General features: G+C 52.0%; 18 protein-coding genes and 2 rRNA genes. 13 read left to right on the forward strand and 7 right to left on the reverse strand.

Features of this window, described 5'->3' with window-relative positions:
• Window positions 1-16 precede the first annotated feature (16 nt).
• Both B1H58_RS07760 and rrf read left to right on the forward strand, forming a co-directional pair.
• Window positions 17-2,921 (forward strand): 23S ribosomal RNA (locus tag B1H58_RS07760).
• Between the two features lie 97 nt (window positions 2,922-3,018).
• A 5S ribosomal RNA gene (rrf, locus tag B1H58_RS07765) occupies window positions 3,019-3,134 on the forward strand.
• A gap of 81 nt (window positions 3,135-3,215) precedes the next feature.
• On the opposite strand, the gene mobB is transcribed toward rrf, so the two are convergent.
• The gene (gene mobB / locus B1H58_RS07770; RefSeq protein ID WP_085069219.1) at window positions 3,216-3,722 is read right to left on the reverse strand and encodes a molybdopterin-guanine dinucleotide biosynthesis protein MobB; all 507 of its coding nucleotides are present in this window, start codon (window positions 3,720-3,722) and stop codon (window positions 3,216-3,218) included.
• Window positions 3,723-4,310 (reverse strand): molybdenum cofactor guanylyltransferase MobA, encoded by a 588-nt coding sequence (mobA, locus tag B1H58_RS07775; RefSeq protein WP_085069221.1) that lies wholly within the window; start codon window positions 4,308-4,310, stop codon window positions 3,723-3,725.
• Between the two features lie 74 nt (window positions 4,311-4,384).
• Between mobA and B1H58_RS07780 the strand changes: the two genes are divergently transcribed.
• From B1H58_RS07780 to spfP, 5 genes are all read left to right on the forward strand, one after another.
• Window positions 4,385-4,654, forward strand: a complete 270-nt coding sequence (locus B1H58_RS07780) for a YihD family protein (RefSeq protein ID WP_085069223.1) — start codon at window positions 4,385-4,387, stop codon at window positions 4,652-4,654.
• 74 nt (window positions 4,655-4,728) lie between these two features.
• Window positions 4,729-5,715: a serine/threonine protein kinase gene (locus B1H58_RS07785; RefSeq protein ID WP_085069225.1), complete on the forward strand. Its 987-nt coding sequence runs from the start codon at window positions 4,729-4,731 to the stop codon at window positions 5,713-5,715.
• Window positions 5,716-5,741: 26 nt separating this feature from the next.
• Entirely contained in the window at window positions 5,742-6,371 is a 630-nt protein-coding gene (gene dsbA, locus B1H58_RS07790) for a thiol:disulfide interchange protein DsbA (RefSeq protein ID WP_085072256.1), read from the forward strand.
• A gap of 436 nt (window positions 6,372-6,807) precedes the next feature.
• The gene (polA, locus tag B1H58_RS07795) at window positions 6,808-9,594 is read left to right on the forward strand and encodes a DNA polymerase I (protein ID WP_085069227.1); all 2,787 of its coding nucleotides are present in this window, start codon (window positions 6,808-6,810) and stop codon (window positions 9,592-9,594) included.
• A 251-nt stretch (window positions 9,595-9,845) separates the two neighbouring features.
• Window positions 9,846-9,893, forward strand: a complete 48-nt coding sequence (gene spfP / locus B1H58_RS21365) for a small protein SpfP (RefSeq protein ID WP_071892919.1) — start codon at window positions 9,846-9,848, stop codon at window positions 9,891-9,893.
• Between the two features lie 92 nt (window positions 9,894-9,985).
• On the opposite strand, the gene yihA is transcribed toward spfP, so the two are convergent.
• On the reverse strand, window positions 9,986-10,642 hold the full coding sequence (gene yihA, locus B1H58_RS07805; protein ID WP_085069229.1) for a ribosome biogenesis GTP-binding protein YihA/YsxC: 657 nt from the start codon (window positions 10,640-10,642) through the stop codon (window positions 9,986-9,988).
• Window positions 10,643-11,173: 531 nt separating this feature from the next.
• On the opposite strand from yihA, the gene yihI reads away from it, so the two are divergent.
• Together yihI and hemN are read left to right on the forward strand one after the other, a co-directional pair.
• The gene (gene yihI, locus B1H58_RS07810) at window positions 11,174-11,692 is read left to right on the forward strand and encodes a Der GTPase-activating protein YihI (RefSeq protein WP_085069231.1); all 519 of its coding nucleotides are present in this window, start codon (window positions 11,174-11,176) and stop codon (window positions 11,690-11,692) included.
• 246 nt (window positions 11,693-11,938) lie between these two features.
• Window positions 11,939-13,312 carry an oxygen-independent coproporphyrinogen III oxidase gene (hemN, locus tag B1H58_RS07820; protein WP_085069235.1) on the forward strand — a complete coding sequence of 458 codons (1,374 nt, stop codon included), beginning with the start codon at window positions 11,939-11,941 and terminating at the stop codon, window positions 13,310-13,312.
• Window positions 13,313-13,356: 44 nt separating this feature from the next.
• Here hemN and B1H58_RS20585 read toward each other — a convergent pair whose 3' ends face one another.
• From B1H58_RS20585 to glnA, 4 genes are all read right to left on the reverse strand, one after another.
• Window positions 13,357-13,473, reverse strand: a complete 117-nt coding sequence (locus tag B1H58_RS20585; protein WP_157130157.1) for a YshB family small membrane protein — start codon at window positions 13,471-13,473, stop codon at window positions 13,357-13,359.
• 97 nt (window positions 13,474-13,570) lie between these two features.
• Window positions 13,571-14,980, reverse strand: a complete 1,410-nt coding sequence (gene glnG, locus B1H58_RS07825) for a nitrogen regulation protein NR(I) (protein WP_085069237.1) — start codon at window positions 14,978-14,980, stop codon at window positions 13,571-13,573.
• Between the two features lie 8 nt (window positions 14,981-14,988).
• Entirely contained in the window at window positions 14,989-16,038 is a 1,050-nt protein-coding gene (glnL, locus tag B1H58_RS07830) for a nitrogen regulation protein NR(II) (protein WP_085069239.1), read from the reverse strand.
• 139 nt (window positions 16,039-16,177) lie between these two features.
• On the reverse strand, window positions 16,178-17,587 hold the full coding sequence (gene glnA / locus B1H58_RS07835; RefSeq protein WP_085069241.1) for a glutamate--ammonia ligase: 1,410 nt from the start codon (window positions 17,585-17,587) through the stop codon (window positions 16,178-16,180).
• A 435-nt stretch (window positions 17,588-18,022) separates the two neighbouring features.
• Between glnA and typA the strand changes: the two genes are divergently transcribed.
• The 4 genes from typA (at window position 18,023) to dtd (ending at window position 22,044) form a co-directional block, all read left to right on the forward strand.
• Window positions 18,023-19,846, forward strand: a complete 1,824-nt coding sequence (typA, locus tag B1H58_RS07840; protein ID WP_085069243.1) for a ribosome-dependent GTPase TypA — start codon at window positions 18,023-18,025, stop codon at window positions 19,844-19,846.
• A 300-nt stretch (window positions 19,847-20,146) separates the two neighbouring features.
• Window positions 20,147-20,743, forward strand: coding sequence for a glucose-1-phosphatase (gene yihX, locus B1H58_RS07845; RefSeq protein WP_085069245.1), 597 nt, complete (start codon window positions 20,147-20,149; stop codon window positions 20,741-20,743).
• Between the two features lie 3 nt (window positions 20,744-20,746).
• Window positions 20,747-21,610 carry a virulence factor BrkB family protein gene (locus tag B1H58_RS07850; RefSeq protein ID WP_085069247.1) on the forward strand — a complete coding sequence of 288 codons (864 nt, stop codon included), beginning with the start codon at window positions 20,747-20,749 and terminating at the stop codon, window positions 21,608-21,610.
• Window positions 21,607-22,044, forward strand: a complete 438-nt coding sequence (dtd, locus tag B1H58_RS07855) for a D-aminoacyl-tRNA deacylase (protein ID WP_085069249.1) — start codon at window positions 21,607-21,609, stop codon at window positions 22,042-22,044. The genes B1H58_RS07850 and dtd overlap by 4 nt, the downstream gene beginning before the upstream one ends.
• Window positions 22,045-22,082: the final 38 nt, after the last annotated feature.

The following is a 22,082-nucleotide window of genomic DNA, read 5'->3' on the forward strand; positions in this document are numbered from 1 at the left end:
CGCTTGCGGGTTGTGAGGTTAAGCGAATAAGCGTACACGGTGGATGCCCTGGCAGTCAGAGGCGATGAAGGGCGTGCTAATCTGCGATAAGCGCCGGTAAGGTGATATGAACCGCTATTAACCGGCGATACCCGAATGGGGAAACCCAGTGCAATCCGTTGCACTATCATGTCATGAATACATAGTGGCATGAGGCGAACCGGGGGAACTGAAACATCTAAGTACCCCGAGGAAAAGAAATCAACCGAGATTCCCTGAGTAGCGGCGAGCGAACGGGGAACAGCCCAGAGCCTGAATCAGCATGTGTGTCAGTGGAAGCGTCTGGAAAGGCGCACGGTACAGGGTGACAGTCCCGTACACGAAGATGCATGTGTTGTGAGCTCGATGAGTAGGGCGGGACACGTGGTATCCTGTCTGAATATGGGGGGACCATCCTCCAAGGCTAAATACTCCTGACTGACCGATAGTGAACCAGTACCGTGAGGGAAAGGCGAAAAGAACCCCGGCGAGGGGAGTGAAACAGAACCTGAAACCGTGTACGTACAAGCAGTGGGAGCCTACTCGTTAGGTGACTGCGTACCTTTTGTATAATGGGTCAGCGACTTATATTCTGTAGCAAGGTTAACCGTATAGGGGAGCCGTAGGGAAACCGAGTCTTAACCGGGCGTTAAGTTGCAGGGTATAGACCCGAAACCCGGTGATCTAGCCATGGGCAGGTTGAAGGTTGGGTAACACTAACTGGAGGACCGAACCGACTAATGTTGAAAAATTAGCGGATGACCTGTGGCTGGGGGTGAAAGGCCAATCAAACCGGGAGATAGCTGGTTCTCCCCGAAAGCTATTTAGGTAGCGCCTCGTGAATTCATCTCCGGGGGTAGAGCACTGTTTCGGCTAGGGGGCCATCCCGGCTTACCAACCCGATGCAAACTGCGAATACCGGAGAATGTTATCACGGGAGACACACGGCGGGTGCTAACGTCCGTCGTGAAGAGGGAAACAACCCAGACCGCCAGCTAAGGTCCCAAAGTCATGGTTAAGTGGGAAACGATGTGGGAAGGCCCAGACAGCCAGGATGTTGGCTTAGAAGCAGCCATCATTTAAAGAAAGCGTAATAGCTCACTGGTCGAGTCGGCCTGCGCGGAAGATGTAACGGGGCTAAACCATGCACCGAAGCTGCGGCAGCAACACTGTGTGTTGTTGGGTAGGGGAGCGTTCTGTAAGCCGCTGAAGGTGGACTGTGAGGTCTGCTGGAGGTATCAGAAGTGCGAATGCTGACATAAGTAACGATAAAGCGGGTGAAAAGCCCGCTCGCCGGAAGACCAAGGGTTCCTGTCCAACGTTAATCGGGGCAGGGTGAGTCGACCCCTAAGGCGAGGCCGAAAGGCGTAGTCGATGGGAAACGGGTTAATATTCCCGTACTCGGTGTTACTGCGAAGGGGGGACGGAGAAGGCTATGTTGGCCGGGCGACGGTTGTCCCGGTTTAAGCGTGTAGGCTGACTTTCCAGGCAAATCCGGAAAGTTAAGGCTGAGGCGTGATGACGAGGCACCACGGTGCTGAAGCAACAAATGCCCTGCTTCCAGGAAAAGCCTCTAAGCATCAGGTAACAACGAATCGTACCCCAAACCGACACAGGTGGTCAGGTAGAGAATACCAAGGCGCTTGAGAGAACTCGGGTGAAGGAACTAGGCAAAATGGTGCCGTAACTTCGGGAGAAGGCACGCTGGCGCGTAGGTGGAGGGACTTGCTCCCCGAGCCGAAGCCAGTCGAAGATACCAGCTGGCTGCAACTGTTTATTAAAAACACAGCACTGTGCAAACACGAAAGTGGACGTATACGGTGTGACGCCTGCCCGGTGCCGGAAGGTTAATTGATGGGGTTAAGGGCAACCTGAAGCTCCTGATCGAAGCCCCGGTAAACGGCGGCCGTAACTATAACGGTCCTAAGGTAGCGAAATTCCTTGTCGGGTAAGTTCCGACCTGCACGAATGGCGTAATGATGGCCAGGCTGTCTCCACCCGAGACTCAGTGAAATTGAACTCGCTGTGAAGATGCAGTGTACCCGCGGCAAGACGGAAAGACCCCGTGAACCTTTACTACAGCTTGACACTGAACATTGAGCCTTGATGTGCAGGATAGGTGGGAGGCAGTGAAGTGCGGACGCCAGTTCGCACGGAGCCATCCTTGAAATACCACCCTTTAATGTTTGATGTTCTAACCTGGCGCCATAATCTGGCGTGGGGACAGTGTCTGGTGGGTAGTTTGACTGGGGCGGTCTCCTCCCAAAGTGTAACGGAGGAGTACGAAGGTCAGCTAATCACGGTCGGACATCGTGAGGTTAGTGCAATGGCATAAGCTGGCTTGACTGCGAGAGTGACGGTTCGAGCAGGTGCGAAAGCAGGTCATAGTGATCCGGTGGTTCTGAATGGAAGGGCCATCGCTCAACGGATAAAAGGTACTCCGGGGATAACAGGCTGATACCGCCCAAGAGTTCATATCGACGGCGGTGTTTGGCACCTCGATGTCGGCTCATCACATCCTGGGGCTGAAGTAGGTCCCAAGGGTATGGCTGTTCGCCATTTAAAGTGGTACGCGAGCTGGGTTTAGAACGTCGTGAGACAGTTCGGTCCCTATCTGCCGTGGGCGCTGGAAGACTGAGAGGGGTTGCTCCTAGTACGAGAGGACCGGAGTGAACGCACCGCTGGTGTTCGGGTTGTCATGCCAATGGCACTGCCCGGTAGCTAAGTGCGGAAGAGATAAGTGCTGAAAGCATCTAAGCACGAAACTTGCCTCGAGATGAGTCTTCCCTGGGGCCCTGAGCCCCCTGAAGGGACGTTGAAGACGACGACGTTGATAGGCCGGGTGTGTAAGCGCAGCGATGCGTTGAGCTAACCGGTACTAATGACCCGTGAGGCTTAACCTTACAACGCCGGAAGCGTTTTGGGAACTGAGAGTATTTTCAGCCTTGTTGACGGATATGCGTGCGTGGCCCTGCGGGCGGCGTGCGGAAACAGAATTTGCCTGGCGGCGAGAGCGCGGTGGTCCCACCTGACCCCATGCCGAACTCAGAAGTGAAACGCCGCAGCGCCGATGGTAGTGTGGGGCCTCCCCATGCGAGAGTAGGGAACTGCCAGGCATCAAAACAACGACAGAGCCTCAGCGAAAGCTGAGGCTTTTTCGTATTTATTATTTGGCGACACAAGACCAATGCCCCTTCTCAGGGACACTCTTTCAGCCATTGCACAATAAATCCGGCAATGGCTGTAGGATCGTTCAGATCCAACAGCGGTACCGAAACATCAAGTGAACAATCACTGGCCACGGCGATAACATGCTCATCCAGCAGCTCCTTTATTTCTTCCTCGCTACGATCGCGGCATAAAACAATGCGCGGGATCGGCTCATCTTTAAACCCCTCTACCAAAATCAGATCTAAAGAACGCTTATCCATGCGGCTTATAAGGAAATTAAAATCTATTGTCCTGTTATGCGGCGTTTCAGTCATTAATGCCCAGCGTTGTTGACTGGCGACTAACACCTGATCGGCACCCGCTTTGCGTAATTCATAACTATCTTTACCGGGTATATCTATATCCATATCGTGATGCGTATGTTTGATAAGTCCTGGCCGGACCCCTTTTTCTTTTAATAAAGGGATGAGCTGCTTAAGCAGCGTTGTTTTTCCGGTTCCGCTCCAGGCAGCGATAGCCAGTATGGGCAACATTTAGTGCTTCCCCTCATAATGTGCTAATTCTTCTGGCGTATTGATATTAACGAAAGCTTGCTCATCATCGTTAAATAACACGGCATGTCCGCCCACCTGTTGTAAAAAATGCATTACTCTTCGCTCGCCGCTAGCCAGGTAAAGGGCCAGTTCAGACATGATCTGACGATTAATTAAGGCCAGCGCAGGATGATCGCGTTGATTTGAACGCACCCATACTGCGGGTGCCTGCTGTTTCTGCTGCCAGAGGCGTATAACGTAATCATCGGGTATGAATGGCGTATCGCAGGCGGAGAAGGCGAGCCACGAACTATCGATTTGCTGAAACGCGCTCAGCATGCCAGCTAGCGGCCCAGGATAGTCGGGCAATACATCATTAATAATGCGCAGCTTGCTCTGTTGATAATGCGTCAGGTTGCGGTTCGCGCTGATACTAACGTTGTCTACCTGCGGAGCCAGCCGCTGCCAGACATGCTGCCACAAAGGTTTTCCCTGTAGCAGCAATTGCGCCTTATCCTGTCCCCCCATACGGCTACTACGTCCTCCGGCAAGAATGACGCCAGATATTGTTTCCCGCTGCTTGCTCACGCGCAAACCCTCTCTTTTATTGTGGGAATAACCCTGCTAACGTAGCATCCAGTTAACCATTATGGATAAATTTTATGAAATACCATCGACTGAATGAACTACTGGAACTGCTACAACCGGCCTGGCAAAGCGAGCCGGATCTTAACCTGCTGCAATTCTTACAAAAACTGGCGGACGAGTCAGGCTTTGACGGTCCCTTGTCTGCATTAACCGATGATATCCTGATCTATCATTTAAAAATGCGTGGTGCAGATAAGCAAGAAGCAATTCCCGGCCTTAAAAAGGATTACGAGGAAGATTTCAAAACGGCGTTGCTGCGCGCACGCGGCATAATTAAGGATTAATCTTCTGCGCCTTCTGTCGTGCTGACCGATCAATGTTATTCTTACCCGCTGCTGGCACTGAACCGAGATGCACGATGGAAAATACCGCCTTTCATTTTCACACCCTCAATCCCGATACTATTGTTGATGCGCTTTGGGATGCTGGTTTGCGCGTCGATTCCGGGCTGACCGCGCTTAACAGCTACGAAAACCGCGTCTATCAGTTTTCTGATGAAGAGCGGCAGCGTTATGTCGTTAAATTCTATCGCCCGCAGCGCTGGAGCCGTGCCCAGATTGAAGAGGAACATCAGTTTGCGCTGGAGCTTCAGCAAGATGAGGTGCCGCTTGCTGCGCCGCTGATACTCAACGGCAGCACATTGCAGCAGCATGATGGCTTTTGGTTTGCCGTATTCCCCAGCCTTGGTGGTCGACAATACGAAACGGATAATGACGATCAGCTTGAGAGTGTAGGTCGCTTTCTGGGACGCATCCACCAAACCGGCGAACGCAAGCTGTTTACGGCTCGCCCTGACATAGGGCTGCAGGAATATATTGAGGAGCCCGCACAAATCTTACAGGAGTGTGGTCTGATCCCTTCTGCGTTACGAAATGATCTCAATACGAGCATTGCGGCGTTGAGGAGCACTTTACAGACATACTGGCATTGCAGCTGGACGCCGTTACGCCTGCATGGCGATTGTCATCCAGGTAATATTCTGTGGCGTGACGGACCGCTTTTTGTTGATTTGGACGATGCGCGTAATGGCCCTGCGGTCCAGGATCTCTGGATGCTGATAAGCGGCGATCGTCAGCAGCAGCGTATCCAGTGGGATATTCTGCTGGAGGCGTATAGTGAATACAGAGACTTTGATATTAACGAATTGTCATTAATTGAACCTTTACGCGCTATGCGCATGGTTTATTATCTGGCGTGGATTGTTCGTCGCTGGCAGGATCCTGCTTTTCCGCGTAGCTTTCCGTGGATGACGGAAGAAGATTTCTGGCGCAGGCAAATTGCGTCCTTCAGAGAGCAAAATACCGCATTACAGCAGCCGCCCCTGCGGTTAATGCCTGAATATTGATGTTTGATTATGGAGAGAGTCTCGAAATGAAAAAATTATGGCTTGCGCTGGTCGGTGTCGTACTGGCGTTCAGTGCCTCAGCTGCGCAGTTTACCGATGGTCAGCAATACGTTACGTTGGATAAGCCGGTAGCCGGTAAGCCTCCGGTAATGGAGTTTTTCTCCTTTTTCTGTCCTCACTGTTATCAGTTCGAAGAAATTTATCATGTTGGTGATGCCGTAAAGAAAGCCCTGCCGGAAGGGGTTAAAGTCACCAAATACCATGTGGATTTCCTTGGCGGCGACCTGGGTCCGATTATGACGCACGCCTGGGCAGTTGCGATGGCGCTGGGTGTTGAAGAGCAGGTCACCGCGCCTATCTTTGAAGGTATCCAGAAAACCCAAACGATTACCGATCCTGCCAGCCTGAAAGAAGCCTTTGTGAAGTCGGCTGGGATTAAACCAGAAGAATACGATGCGGCCTGGAATAGCTTTGCGGTAAAAGCGCTGGTTGCTCAGCAGCAGAAAGCGGCAGCGGATGTCGAGCTGCGCGGCGTACCGGCAATGTTTGTTAATGGCAAATATATGGTTAATAACGGCGGGCTGGATACCAGTTCAATGGATAACTTCGTTCAGCAATATGCCAATGTCGTAAAATTCCTGCTGCAAAAGCAGTAAAAACGATCTAAAAAAGACGCCGGGTTATCCCGGCGTTTTTTTATTCCTGACGTATACTTTCCCGCAGTCTCTGTTGAAAAAATAAGCAGGGGGTGACGGATGATTTCGGGATTAAATTAATAAGACGTCGGCGATCAAAAAAGGATCGTTGATATTTATATCCACATTTGATCTATTTTGACTTTTCCACTGGCAGGATCGTTTTCTTGATCCAACCGCTTGATAAAAAAAGAATAATTTTCACCTTATATTGTATATTTACGTAAATAACAATACGTTAGCAATTTTGCACACAAAGTTATCCACAGGTCGTCAGGCAAATTCCGCTTAGCGTTTTCTGAGCTTTCCCTAAACTTCCGTCCAGGTTATTTCATATTTATCCGTATCATGTGGCATCCTTATGCCATACCAACGATCATCCTGGAACGTGAAACTTATGGCTCAAATCGCAGAAAACCCTTTGATTCTGGTAGATGGATCTTCCTACCTTTATCGCGCTTACCATGCTTTTCCGCCGCTCACCAACAGTGCCGGAGAACCAACCGGAGCAATGTATGGCGTGCTGAATATGCTGCGTAGCTTGCTGCTGCAGTATCAACCCAGCCATGTAGCGGTAGTCTTCGATGCAAAGGGCAAAACCTTCCGTGACGCATTATTTGAGCACTACAAATCTCATCGCCCGCCTATGCCGGATGACCTTCGTGCGCAAATAGAACCTTTGCATAATATGGTGCGTGCGATGGGCTTGCCGCTGTTAGCGGTTTCTGGCGTAGAGGCTGACGATGTTATCGGCACGCTGGCCCTTCAGGCAGAGAAGCAGGGACGTGCGGTGTTAATCAGCACCGGCGATAAAGATATGGCGCAGCTGGTTACGCCGAATATCACTCTGATTAATACCATGAATAACGCCATCCTCGGACCGGATGAAGTAAAAGAAAAGTTCGGTGTTCCGCCTGAGCTGATTATTGATTTTCTGGCTCTGATGGGTGACGCATCCGATAACATTCCGGGCGTCCCGGGCGTGGGTGAAAAAACCGCACAGGCGCTGTTGCAGGGTCTGGGCAGCATTACGACGCTTTATGACAATCTGGATAAAATTGCTGATCTTAGCTTCCGTGGCGCGAAAACCATGGCGGCTAAGCTGGAGCAGAATAAAGAGGTTGCGCTGCTCTCCTATCAGTTAGCAACGATCAAAACGGATGTAGAGCTTGATATCGGCTGCGAGCAACTCACCGTTAACGAGCCGGACGTAGAAACGCTGCTTGGCTTGTTCCGCCATTATGAATTCCGCCGCTGGATTACCGATCTGCAAGAAGGGAAATGGTTGCAGGGGCGGAAAAGTAACAGCGGCGCACAGAAGGCGTTAGAGGAAACAGCAGCGCCACAGCCGGAAAGCGTCAGCGTGCTCTCTTCGGATGGCTACGTAACGATCCTTGATCAGGACACATTCGATAGCTGGCTGGATAAGCTAAAACAAAGTTCGCTGTTTGCCTTTGATCTGGAAACAGACTCGCTGGATACCTTAACCGCCAATATTATCGGTCTATCCTTTGCCGTAGCGCCAGGCGAAGCCGCCTATTTGCCTGTGGCCCATGATTATCTGGATGCGCCGGATCAGCTGGATCGGGATGCGGTGCTGGCACAGCTTAAGCCGCTGCTGGAAGATAAAAGCGCATTGAAAGTCGGTCAAAACCTGAAGTTCGATCGTAGCGTCTTAAAGAACTATGACATCGAGCTGGCCGGGATTAAATTCGATACCATGCTTGAGTCCTATATGCTGAATACCGTAGTCGGTAAGCATGATATGGATAGTCTGGCAGCGCGCTGGCTCAACCATAAAACGGTGACCTTTACCGAGATCGCCGGAAAAGGCAAAAATCAGCTCACCTTCAACCAGATCGCTCTGGAGCAGGCGGCACATTATGCGGCAGAAGATGCAGACGTTACGCTGCAGCTGCATTTAAAAATGTGGCCGGAACTGGAAAAAGAGGCGGGCCCAAGAAAAGTTTTTGAAGAGATCGAAATGCCGCTGCTGACAGTGATCTCGCGTATTGAGCGTAACGGCGTATTGATCGATCAGCATATCCTGGCTAAGCACTCACAGGAGCTGACCGCTCGCCTTAAAGAGCTGGAAGAGAAAGCACATGAACTGGCAGGCGAGCCGTTCAATCTCTCTTCCACTAAACAGCTGCAAACCATTCTGTTTGAAAAACAGGGTATCAAACCCACCAAAAAAACGCCGGGCGGCGCGCCATCGACCAGTGAAGAGGTCCTTGCAGAGCTGGCGCTGGATTATCCATTGCCTAAAGTGATTCTGGAGCATCGTGGGCTCTCTAAGCTGAAATCAACCTATACCGATAAACTGCCGCAGATGATTAATCCACGGTCAGGGCGGGTGCATACCTCTTATCAACAGGCGGTAACGGCAACAGGGCGTCTTTCTTCGACCGATCCAAACCTGCAAAACATTCCGGTGCGTAATGAAGAAGGGCGACGTATCCGTCAGGCCTTTATCGCACCAGAAGGTTGCCGCATCGTAGCGGCTGACTATTCGCAGATCGAGCTGCGTATCATGGCGCATTTGTCACAGGATAAAGGACTACTGACCGCTTTTGCGGAAGGTCAGGATATTCACCGGGCTACGGCGGCAGAAGTCTTTGGCGTCAGCGTTGATAAAGTGACCAACGAGCAACGTCGCAGCGCCAAGGCAATTAACTTCGGTTTGATCTATGGTATGAGCGCGTTTGGCTTATCCCGTCAGCTGAATATTAATGCGGGCGAGGCCAGGCTGTATATGGATCGCTATTTTGAACGCTATCCGGGCGTGCTGAAGTATATGGAAAATACGCGCCAGCAGGCTTCTGAACAGGGCTACGTATCGACGCTGGATGGACGTCGGCTGTGGCTGCCGGATATCAAATCCGCCAATGCGATTCGTCGTAAAGCGGCTGAGCGTGCAGCGATTAACGCGCCGATGCAGGGCACGGCGGCAGATATCATCAAGCGGGCCATGATTGACGTGGATGCCTGGTTGCAGGAGCCCGATGCGCCGCAGGTTACGATGATTATGCAGGTTCACGATGAACTGGTATTTGAAATCAGGGAGCAGGACGTGGAAAAGGCCAGCGCCAAAATTCGTCAGCTCATGGAAAACAGCATGAAACTGGATGTTCCGCTGCGCGTAGATATTGGTGTCGGTGATAACTGGGATCAGGCGCACTGATCCGTACCAGACCATGCTGGTGTTGCGGCGTAATTAGCGCGCCGCGCACCCGGCCCGAGTGCGCCATGCCGTTACTTAAATGCTAACGTTATGGCGCTTAAACACTTTTTTGGTAATTAAGCTACATTCATGCGCTGTTTATGTGACGCCTGTTAAGAAAAAACGGCGGTTTTATGAAAATTAACTACAAAAAATTCTTTGTCGACCAGAAAAAATCAGGTAAAGTTTACGGCGTAGGGTACAGAGGTAAGATGTTCTATCTTTCAGACCTTTTACTTCACGTAATCGGATTTGGCTGAATATTAGCCGCCCCAGTCATTTTGTGACTGGGGCGTTTTTTATTGGGCGTTCGGTAAAAATGGATGCGTAATCCGCTGCGCATCCCGAAGGGTTATTGCCCCTCTTCTGAAGACGGCGCTTCTTCCTGCGCGCTAAACCAGCTATCCAGCTTAAGCCGCAGTTTATCCACGCCAATTTTCTTCAGAGAAGAGAAAAGCTCTACCTGCACATCGCCCATAAAGGCCAGTGAGGCTTCGCGCACCACATTCAGCTGACTCTTACGAGCGCCGGATGCCAGCTTATCAGCTTTGGTTAACAGCACCAGTACCGGTATTTGGCTTTGCACTGCCCATTCAATCATTTGTTGATCGAGATCTTTAAGCGGATGACGGATGTCCATCAATACCACCAGACCTTTCAGGCACTCGCGTTTCTGCAAATATTCGCCCAGGGCGCGCTGCCATTTACGCTTCATCTCTTCCGGGACTTCAGCATATCCGTAACCAGGTAAATCGACCAGACGTATGCCGTCAGCGACCTGAAACAGGTTGATGAGCTGGGTACGGCCAGGCGTTTTACTGGTACGCGCCAGGCTTTTTTGGTTAGTCAGCGTATTAAGAGCGCTGGATTTACCCGCATTAGAACGGCCTGCAAATGCCACTTCAATACCCACATCAGCCGGAAGGTGACGAATATCGGGGGCGCTGGTAACAAAATGGGTGACGTGATAATTCCAGCCAGACAAAATAGTGACTCCTGAAGAGTTCATTGGGTTTAATGGCGTGATTATACCCTTAAAGCACGTAAAGCGCTTCCTGGTACGGTTGACTAATAAAATTGTAAGATATTTGCCATAATTATTGCCAGTTATTGGCGCTTTTAAACGCCATTCAAATAAACATTTTAAATAAATTCAAAAAGTTAATTGGATTACTGTAAAAAAGAGTCCAGGAAATCCCTCAGGTACCTTGTTAGTTTTACTTATTCGTCTAAAGTAATTCACAGAGTTTGGATGGCTCACTTCAGGATGAAGCGCTCACGGAGTAGTCAGGAAAACAGAGAGCAGGGAACAGGACAAGGTGCGTTAGAATGCGCCGTCAGGGAAAAGGAAACGCTCAGGACGAGAGCGTAATGCACATGGAAAAACCGGGATGTTGACTGCACCAGGGATGTAAAGGAAGGTTGTCCTTCTACGGAAGGTACGAAAAAAGGCGACAGGGTACCTGCCGCCTTTTTTCTTTGTGCGCTTTCTGCTAGATTCCGCCGCAATTCTATACTAAAGAAAAACCCCGGATAAACGATCATGAAACCTGCACGTAAGCCACAAAGTAGCGCTGCGCCAAAAGTAAAACGCAAATCGCACGAAGATAAAAATCAGGAAGCGCGCGATCGGAAGCGCGATAAAAAGCGCCGCGGCCATGCAGCAGGTAGCCGCGCGAACCCTGTTATGTCTCAGAGTGACAAAAACAGCGCGGCCAAAGAGAAAGATCCACGTATTGGCAGTAAAAAACCGGTGCCGTTATTAAAAGAAGGCGTTGCGGTCACGGCAGCGAAACCGATCAAGAAGGCGCCCGTTGAGCAGAAGCCCTTAATGGAGCCGGCAGATGAACTGGCGATGCTGGAAAATGATGAGCGCCTTGACGGGCTGCTGGATCGTCTGGAGAACGGCGAAGTCTTATCAGCAGAAGATCAGGCCTGGCTCGATCAGACGCTGGATCGTATTGATGTGCTGATGGAACAGCTCGGTATCGGTCTGGACGATGATGAAGAAGATGAGGCAGATGAAGATATGTATCGTCTGCTGAAAGGCGAGAAATAAGCTCGCTGACCTAAATTGACGGGAACGGGCGCTGGCTTTGCTCCCGTCAGTCAGGTATTCGACTATGTTTTGGCCTGGATCAATTATCGCCATTCTATTGGCATGTTATCTGTTTTGGCTGTTTGTTAAACTACGCCGCCTGACGCAGCTGAAATCACGGTTGCGCCGTGCTACCGCTAACCGGCAGCGCCAGGCCTCCTTGCCCTTGACGCGGCCCGTAAGGCGTCGTAAATGGAAGGAGTGAACATGCCAATGCCGTTAACCGAGTGGGATCAGGCCCTGATCGAGAAGTACAACTATGCCGGGCCGCGCTATACCTCTTATCCCACCGCGCTGGAGTTTAGCGAAGGCTGGAGCGAAGCGGCATTTCAGCAGGCGGCCCAGCGTTATCCCACGCGACCGCTTTCCCTTTATATCCATATTCCTTTCTGTCACCGCCTTTGTTATTTCTGCGGCTGCAACAAGCAGGTAACGCGCCATTCGCATAAAGGCGATCGTTATCTGGATGTCCTTGAACTGGAAATCCGCCAGCGTGCTGCGCTATTCAGCAACAGAACCGTTACCCAAATGCACTGGGGCGGCGGAACGCCAACCTGGTTAAGCAAGGCACAGCTGAGTCGCCTGATGGCGGTATTGCGGGAATGTTTTCATTTCAACAGCGAAGCAGAAATCTCCATTGAAGTTGACCCACGCGAGCTGGAATTAGATGTGCTCGATCATCTGCGGGCGCTGGGCTTTAACCGTCTGAGCATGGGGGTGCAGGATTTTAATAAAGCAGTGCAGGAGCGTGTCAATCGTGTTCAGGACGAAGGCTTTATTTTTGCGTTGATCGAACGCGCGCGCGAACTGGGTTTTACCTCCAGTAATATCGATCTGATTTACGGCTTGCCGATGCAAACGCCGGAAAGCTTCGATTATACGCTGCAAAAAGTGGCCACGTTACGGCCCGATCGCCTAAGCGTTTTCAACTATGCGCACTTGCCAACGCTGTTTGCCGCTCAGCGTAAAATTAAAGATGAAGAGCTGCCCACCCCGGCGCAAAAGCTGGTCATCCTGCAGCAAACTATCGCTACCCTGACCGCGCAGGGTTATCACTACATTGGCATGGATCATTTTGCCCGGCCGGACGATGAACTGGCTATCGCCCAGCGCGAGGGAAAACTTCATCGCAATTTCCAGGGTTATACCACCCAGGGCGAGACCGATTTGCTGGGAATGGGTGTCTCGGCGATCAGTATGCTGGGAGACTGTTATGCTCAAAATCAAAAAGAGCTGAAGGCATACTATGCCAGCGTGGAAAAGCAGGGCAACGCGTTATGGCGTGGCCTGACGCTAAGCCAGGATGACTGCCTGCGTCGTGACGTTATCAAGTCGCTTATCTGCAACTTTTCGCTTTCTTTTCGCGACATTGAAGCGGTTAATGGCATAACCTTTACCGACTATTTTGCTGCGGATCTGGCTTTGCTTGCGCCTCTGGCCGCCGATGGGCTGGTGGAGATTCAGAAGAGCGGGATACAGGTTACGCCGAAAGGGCGATTGCTGATTCGTAATATCTGCATGTGTTTTGATGTCTATATGCGGCAGAAGGCGCGACAGCAGCAGTTTTCCCGCGTGATCTAACGATGCAGCGCAGCAAAAAGGCCGGTATGCGCCGGCCTTTTTAATTAGCTGAAAAAACTAACCATTACGGCACACAGCACCGCCGCTAAAGCGGTTTGCGGTGGATGGCCGACAGCTGCATCGCCTGCAGCGCTCAATGAAACCAATAGCGATTCGAGCATGATAAGCCTCCCGATAACCGCTCAAAATGATACTGAACGGCATCGGGGTGTAAAGAGCAAAGCATAAAAAATTGTGCAAAAAATATGCTTTTCTTGCTTACTCCATTCCCAGTTCTTTCAGTTTACGCGTCAGGGTATTGCGTCCCCAACCGAGTAAGCGCGCCGCTTCCTGCTTGTGTCCTTGCGTATGGCGTAGTGCCGTGGTCAGCAAAGTACGCTCCATCTCCGGTTGCGCCTCAGACAGCAAATTTTGATGACCGGAACGCAACGCCCGATCGGCCCACTGCGCTAACAGCGTGGCCCAGCTATCGGGCAATGATTGTACTGCCGTATCGCTGGTGGTGCTTTCAAACAGTTCCGGCGGCAGATCCTGGATCAATACCTCCTGACCGGCAGCCATCACCGTCAGCCAGCGGCAGGTATTCTCCAGCTGTCGTACATTACCTGACCAGTGCAAACGCGTCAGTGCCGCTTCAGTCTCAGGATGCAGGATCTTGGCCTCCACACCCAGTTCACGCGCGGCAACCTGTAAAAAATAACGCGCCAGCCGGGGAATATCTTCACGTCGCTCACGCAGCGGCGGCAGATGTACGCGGATCACGTTCAGACGATGGAACAGGTCCTCCCTGAATTTCCCTTCCTGTACGCGCAGCTCCAGATTCTGGTGCGTGGCTGCAATAATACGCACGTCAACTTTTACCGGCGCATAGCCACCAACACGATAAAATTGCCCGTCCGCCAGCACACGCAGCAGACGTGTTTGCACATCCAGCGGCATATCGCCGATCTCATCCAGAAACAGCGTACCGCCGTCCGCCTGTTCAAAACGGCCCTGACGGATCTGATTTGCGCCGGTAAACGCGCCTTTTTCATGGCCAAACAGCTCAGACTCAATCAGGTCTTTAGGGATCGCCGCCATGTTCAGGGCGATAAAGGGAGCCTTAGCACGTGGGCTGTGGCGATGCAGGGCATGCGCTACCAGTTCCTTGCCGGTCCCCGACTCGCCATTAATCAACACGCTAATCGACGAGCGTGAAAGCCTGCCGATAATACGAAACACATCCTGCATCGCTGGCGCTTCGCCAATAATATCGGTTGTCGGGCCACTGACCGGTCGGTCTCGTGGCTGCTGCTGCTCCTGATAATGGCTAATTGCGCGTTCAACCAGGGCGACAGCCTCATCAATATCAAACGGCTTGGGCAAATAATCGAAAGCGCCCTGCTGATAGGCGCTCACCGCCGCATCCAGATCGGAATGGGCGGTCATAATGATGACCGGCAGCATCGGATGCCGCTGTTTAATTTGTTTTAGTAACGCCAGGCCATCCATTCCGGGCATACGAATATCTGACAATAAAACATCTGGGGTTTTGCTTGCGAGTGCTTCCAGCACGTCATTGCCACTCTCAAAAGTGGCACAGCTTAAACCAGCTCCTGTAAGTGCGCGTTCAAGTACCCAGCGGATGGAGCTATCGTCATCGACGATCCAAACTATCCCTCGTTGCATAGAAACCTCTACTTACGAATCGGCAGGTAAATCGAAAATTCGGTATGGCCTGGCCAACTGCTAAATTCTATTTTTCCGGAATGTTGATCGATCAGGCTGCGGGCAATGGAAAGCCCTAATCCGGTGCCGCCCTCTCTGCCGCTGACCATGGGGTAAAACAGCGTATCCTGCAGCCTCCCCGGGATGCCTGGTCCGTCATCTTCCACATCGATGCGTGCCACCAGCCGGTAACGGGTACCGTGCAAAGTAAGCTGGAAAGCGGTGCGGGTGCGTAAGGTAATGGTGCCGCCTTCCTCGCCCAGCGCCTGTAACGCATTACGGACTATATTCAGTAAAACCTGTTCTATCTGATCGGGATCGTGGGGCAGTTCTGGCAGGCTGGGATCGTAATCGCGTACCAAAGAGATGTTGTCCGGCAGCTCCATATTGACCAGGTTAACCACGCGCTCCGCCACCTGATGAATGCTTTGCGTGACGTGCATACCGGGCTGCTGCGGCCCTAACAGACGGTCTACCAGATTACGCAGCCGATCTGCCTGCTCAATAATGACTTTGGTATATTCCGTCAGCGACGGATCGGGCAATGCTTTAGCCAGTAGCTGTGCGGCACCACGCAGCCCGCCCAGCGGATTTTTAATCTCATGGGCCAGGCCCCGAACCAGATCGCGGGCGGCAACCTGCTGCGCATGCTGGATCTGTTCCTGGCTGAGGCGGCGTTGATTATCCATCGGCGCCATTTCCAGCAGGATAAGGCCATCCGGCAGTCGCTGCGCCGTTAATGACATGATATGGGCGCGCCCATCCACTACCAGCGTTACCTCGCTGTCGGTAAACCCCTGGCCAGCGGCAAGGCTTTCCTGCATAACAGCGATATTTAAAGAGAAATAGCCAATCAGTTCAGGCAACGGCGTGCCAAAAAGCTTACGGGAACTTTGTGCTAACAGCTGCTGTGCCGCTGGATTGGCATAATGAATAACCAGCTCGTTATCGATCAGCAGGATACTGTTAATCAGGGAATTGAGAATCTGCCCGGCATCGGGCAACAGGCCAGTTGCCATACAGCGTTCTCCTGCACCAAATCAGTGCATTATAGCTTCAGGTTCGATAACGCGATATTCCGACCGTTGATAAGGTGGAGAAAAAAGCCCATCCGAAGATGGGCTGAAAGTTTCCACGGCAACAAAAAACGCAAACCAATTAAACGCTGTAGTAAAGCTCGAACTCTACCGGATGCGGCGTCATACGCACGCGATCCATTTCAGCCTTACGCAGCTCGATGTAAGCATCGATAGCATCATCGGTAAACACGCCGCCACGGGTCAGGAACTCGCGGTCTTCGTTCAGCGCGTTCAGCGCTTCTTCCAGCGAACCGGCCACTTTTGGAATTTCAGCTTCTTCTTCCGGCGGCAGGTCATACAGGTTTTTATCCATGGCGTCGCCAGGATGGATCTTGTTGATGATACCGTCCAGGCCTGCCATCAGCAGCGCAGCGAACGCCAGGTACGGGTTAGCTGCCGGATCCGGGAAGCGAGCTTCGATACGGCGTGCTTTCGGGCTGGCGACCACCGGAATACGGATAGATGCTGAGCGGTTACGCGCTGAGTAGGCCAGCATAACCGGCGCTTCGTAACCCGGAACCAGACGCTTATAGGAGTTGGTGGTTGGGTTAGCCAGGGCATTAATGGCTTTCGCGTGTTTGATTACGCCGCCGATATAGAACAGCGCCATTTCAGACAGGCCGCCGTATTTATCGCCTGCGAACAGGTTTGTGCCGCCTTTTGACAGGGACATATGGCAGTGCATGCCAGAACCGTTATCGCCAAACATCGGCTTCGGCATAAAGGTCGCGGTTTTGCCGTAGGCGTGCGCCACGTTATGCACGACATATTTGTAGATCTGAATTTCGTCGGCTTTTTTCACCATGGTATTGAAGCGGGTTGCCACTTCGTTCTGACCTGCGGTGGCCACTTCATGGTGGTGTGCTTCAACAACCAGGCCCATCTGCTCCATGGTCAGACACATGGCAGAACGGATGTCCTGTGCGGAGTCAACCGGCGGTACCGGGAAATAGCCGCCTTTCAGACCCGGACGGTGACCTTTGTTGCCGCCTTCATATTCTTTGCCGGTGTTCCAGGCCGCTTCGATATCATCGATAGCAACGTGAGAACCGGATGTGCTGCTGCCAAAGCGGATATCGTCGAACAGGAAGAACTCAGGTTCAGGGCCAAACAGTACGGTATCGGCAATGCCGGAAGAGCGCAGGAAATCTTCAGCGCGCTTGGCGATTGAACGTGGGTCGCGATCGTAGCCCTGCATGGTGCCAGGCTCCAGAATGTCACAACGGATGATCAGCGTGGAGTCTTCGAAGAAAGGATCCAGTACTGCTGTGGACGCGTCCGGCATCAGCACCATGTCTGACTCGTTAATACCTTTCCAGCCGCCGATGGAGGAACCATCGAACATTTTGCCTTCTTCGAAGAAGTCTGCGTTAACCTGATGTGCCGGAATGGTCACATGTTGTTCTTTACCTTTGGTATCGGTAAAACGCAGGTCAACAAACTTCACTTCGTGTTCGTTCATCATCGAGAGAACGTGTTCAGCAGACATACTCAACTCTCCTGGTAATTGTCATTGTCGTCGTGGAAAGAGAACTTCACCCTGCCAGACGCGTAAAGATCAGCGTACAGTAGGCGATAAAGATCTCAGACAAGCTATCAACCGTTGTGGAAACTGTCGTTTTGGCTTGAACTGATTAAAGCGAATTTTGTGCCAACTTTATTATTTTGGCTAAAAAGCGCTATTATAAGCGCTCTCGTCAAACGAGGGATGCACCATGATGGATATCGCGCACCATTGTAGTGCAATTGAGTAGAGTTTGGGCACTGTTATGGTGCAGTTGATCAATCAGGTGCATTTTTTGCACTGAAAGTGGTGTTTAAGGCAAGCCTTGCAGCATTCTTTCTTTGATATTTGTGATCCTGTTCAGTCCTTCGATTAATCCGTGTACAATAGCGCGCTATTTCTAATGCCTGAGGCAAAGCTGTGATCGAAAATTTGCGTAACATCGCCATTATTGCGCACGTTGACCATGGGAAAACCACCCTGGTTGATAAACTGTTGCAACAGTCTGGTACTTTTGATGCCCGTACTGAAGCAACTGAGCGTGTAATGGACTCCAACGATTTGGAGAAAGAGCGTGGGATTACCATCCTCGCGAAAAATACCGCCATCAAATGGAACGACTATCGTATCAACATCGTTGATACCCCGGGACACGCCGACTTCGGTGGTGAAGTTGAGCGCGTGATGTCCATGGTTGATTCAGTGCTGCTGGTTGTCGACGCGATGGATGGCCCAATGCCGCAGACGCGTTTCGTGACCAAAAAAGCCTTTGCGCATGGCCTGAAGCCGATTGTGGTTATCAACAAAATCGACCGTCCGGGCGCACGTCCTGACTGGGTTGTTGATCAGGTGTTTGACCTGTTCGTAAACCTGGATGCCACCGACGAGCAGCTCGATTTCCCGATTATTTATGCTTCAGCGCTGCAGGGTATTGCTGGCGTTGAGCACAGCGATATGGCTGACGACATGACCCCGCTGTATGAGGCGATTGTTAAGCACGTTCCGGCTCCGAATGTTGACCTGGACGGCCCGCTGCAGATGCAGATCTCTCAGCTGGACTACAACAACTACCTGGGCGTTATCGGTATCGGTCGTATCAAGCGTGGTAAGGTGAAACCGAACCAGCAGGTAACGATTATCGACAGCACCGGCAAAACGCGTAACGCGAAAGTCGGCAAAGTGCTGGGTCACCTTGGTCTGGAGCGTATCGATACCGATCTGGCTGAAGCGGGCGACATTATCGCTATCACCGGTCTGGGCGAACTGAACATCTCTGATACGATCTGCGACACGCAGAACGTAGAAGCGCTGCCGCCGCTGAGCGTGGATGAGCCGACCGTAACCATGTTCTTTAACGTCAACACCTCTCCGTTCTGCGGTAAAGAAGGTAAATACGTTACTTCACGTCAGATCCTGGATCGTCTGAAGAAAGAGCTGGTACATAACGTTGCGCTGCGCGTTGAAGAGACCGAAGATGCGGATGCTTTCCGTGTTTCTGGTCGTGGCGAGCTGCACCTCTCCGTACTGATCGAAAACATGCGTCGTGAAGGCTTTGAGCTGGCGGTATCCCGTCCGAAAGTTATCTTCCGCGAAGTTGACGGTCGCAAGCAAGAACCGTTTGAAAACGTGACGCTGGATATCGAAGAACAGCATCAGGGCGCGGTCATGCAGGCGATGGGCGAACGTAAAGGTGACATGAAAAACATGGATCCGGATGGCAAAGGCCGCGTACGTCTTGACTACGTGATCCCAAGCCGTGGTCTGATCGGTTTCCGTAACGAATTCATGACCATGACCTCCGGTACTGGCCTGCTGTACTCTACCTTCAGCCATTACGACGACGTGCGTCCGGGCGAAGTGGGTCAGCGTCAGAACGGCGTTCTGATCTCTAACGGTCAGGGCAAAGCGGTTGCCTTTGCGCTGTTTGGTCTGCAGGATCGCGGCAAGCTGTTCCTGGGTCACGGTGCGGAAGTTTACGAAGGACAGATTATCGGCATTCACAGCCGTTCTAATGACCTGACTGTAAACTGTCTGACCGGTAAGAAACTGACCAACATGCGTGCATCCGGTACGGACGAAGCGACTACGCTGGTACCGCCGATCAAGATGACGCTGGAGCAGGCGATCGAGTTCATCGATGATGACGAACTGGTTGAAGTAACGCCGACTTCCGTACGTATTCGTAAACGTCACCTGACGGAAAACGATCGTAAACGCGCTTCACGCGGTAGCAAAGACGTTTAAGTTCTCGTCTGCTACGCAAAAGCCCTGCCTGTAAAGGCGGGGCTTTTTTATGCCTGACGATTACGGTTACCGTAATCCACCTTTATTCCCGATAAGCAAAACAGGCCACGGGCTGGCTAATTAAGAACGGCTTTTGCCTGCCCTCCAGCCTTATCAAGTACCTTACCCTTTTCGGCCGGTCAGGTGACCCTTTACCTGGCGCGGTTTCTTCACCTTGTGTGAGCATGATGCGCAATGCCGCATAGTCAAAGTGATGCTTTCCCGCTAAAGTTACTCCTCTACGACGGGAAGGAGATGGCTATGCTGTATATCTTTGATTTAGGTAATGTCATTGTAGATATCGACTTTAGCCGGGTATTAGGCGTCTGGAGCGACCTTGGTCGCGTTCCGCTGGCGTTGTTAAAAAGTCGTTTTCAGATGGGCGAAAATTTTGAGCAGCATGAGCGTGGCGAAATAAGCGATGAGCAGTTCGCTGCTAACCTTTGTGCTGAGCTGGATATCGCGCTCAGCTACGAACAATTTACGGCGGGCTGGCAGGCGGTGTTTGTGGGTCTGCGACCAGAAGTGATTACCCTGATGCAACAACTGCGCAGCCGTGGCGAACGCGTGGTCATCCTCTCTAATACCAACCGACTGCACTGCGATTACTGGCCTTCACAGTATCCGGAAGTGCAGCAGGCTGCTGATAAGCTCTATCTTTCGCAGGATCTGGGAATGCGCAAACCGGAAGCGCGTATTTTCCAGCGGGTGCTGCAAGAAGAGGGCTTTAGTCCCGACGAGGCCGTGTTCTTTGATGATAATCTTGAGAACATCGAGGCGGCGCGCCAGTTGGGGATAACCGCCGTGCATGTTACCGATGCGCAGGTCGTGCCGAACTGGTTTGCCCATCGTGGTTAGCTGATGGTGCAGTTTTTTTTACGTCCACGTATCCGCGCTACGGGTACCTGGCTCAAACTCCTCTGGCATCGTATCGAACACGATGGCATGACCACCGAAGCGGGCAACCTGGCCTTTGTTTCCTTGCTGGCCCTGGTGCCGCTGGTGGCGGTGGTCTTTTCGCTGTTTGCCGCTTTTCCGGTGTTCGCCGAGATCAGCGTACAGCTAAAGCACTTTATCTTTAATAATTTTGTCCCGGCCGCAGGCAATGTGGTGCAGGATTACCTCGATCAGTTTGTCGCCAACGTGAATAAAATGACGGTTGTAGGCGCGGTTGGGCTGATAGTCACTGCGCTGCTGCTGATGCACTCTATCGACAGCGCGCTGAATGCCATCTGGCGCAGCCAGAAAAAGCGCCCGTTGGTTTACTCTTTTGCGGTCTATTGGATGATCCTGACGCTGGGGCCGTTGTTGGCCGGGGCCAGTCTGGCAATTAGCACCTGGCTTTTGTCGTTAAAATGGATGGCCGTGAGCGGAGTAACCGGGCTTATCGATCAGACGCTGCGTCTTTTCCCTCTGCTGCTTTCATGGCTGGCCTTCTGGCTGTTATATAGTCTGGTACCAACCACGCGGGTGCCGCAGCGTGACGCATTAATCGGAGCGCTGGTTGCGGGCTTGCTGTTTGAATTAGGTAAAAAAGCGTTTGCGCTTTACGTCACCATGTTCCCTTCGTATCAGTTGATTTACGGCGTGTTGGCCGTGATCCCGATCCTGTTCCTGTGGGTTTACTGGACGTGGTGTATCGTATTATTAGGGGCGGAGATAACCGTCACGCTGGGCGAGTATCGTCAGCAGCAGCGACAAGAAAAAGGCAGCGAGGAAGCATGATTGCATTAATTCAGCGGGTGCTGAGCGCCAGCGTTACGGTAGCAGATGAAACGGTGGGCAAGATTGGTCCCGGTTTGCTGATATTGCTGGGTGTGGAAAAAGAAGATGATGAGCAAAAAGCGCAGCGCCTGTGTGAACGCGTGCTGGGCTATCGTATTTTTAGCGATGAAAATGGCAAAATGAACCTCAATGTCCAGCAGGCGGGCGGGAGCGTACTGGTGGTTTCGCAGTTTACGCTGGCTGCCGACACACAAAAGGGCATGCGGCCCAGCTTCTCCCGTGGCGCTGAGCCACAGGAGGCGGAGCGCCTCTACCACTATTTCAGCGACTGCTGCCGACAGAAAAATCTACCCGTAGAGAACGGGCGCTTTGCCGCAGATATGCAGGTCGCCTTAGTGAATGATGGACCGGTGACCTTTTGGCTACAGGTATGATGCCGGTAGCCATAGCCGTCCGGAACAACCACGCCTAC

This window comes from Pantoea alhagi (assembly GCF_002101395.1).
GTDB classification, from domain to species: domain Bacteria; phylum Pseudomonadota; class Gammaproteobacteria; order Enterobacterales; family Enterobacteriaceae; genus Mixta; species Mixta alhagi.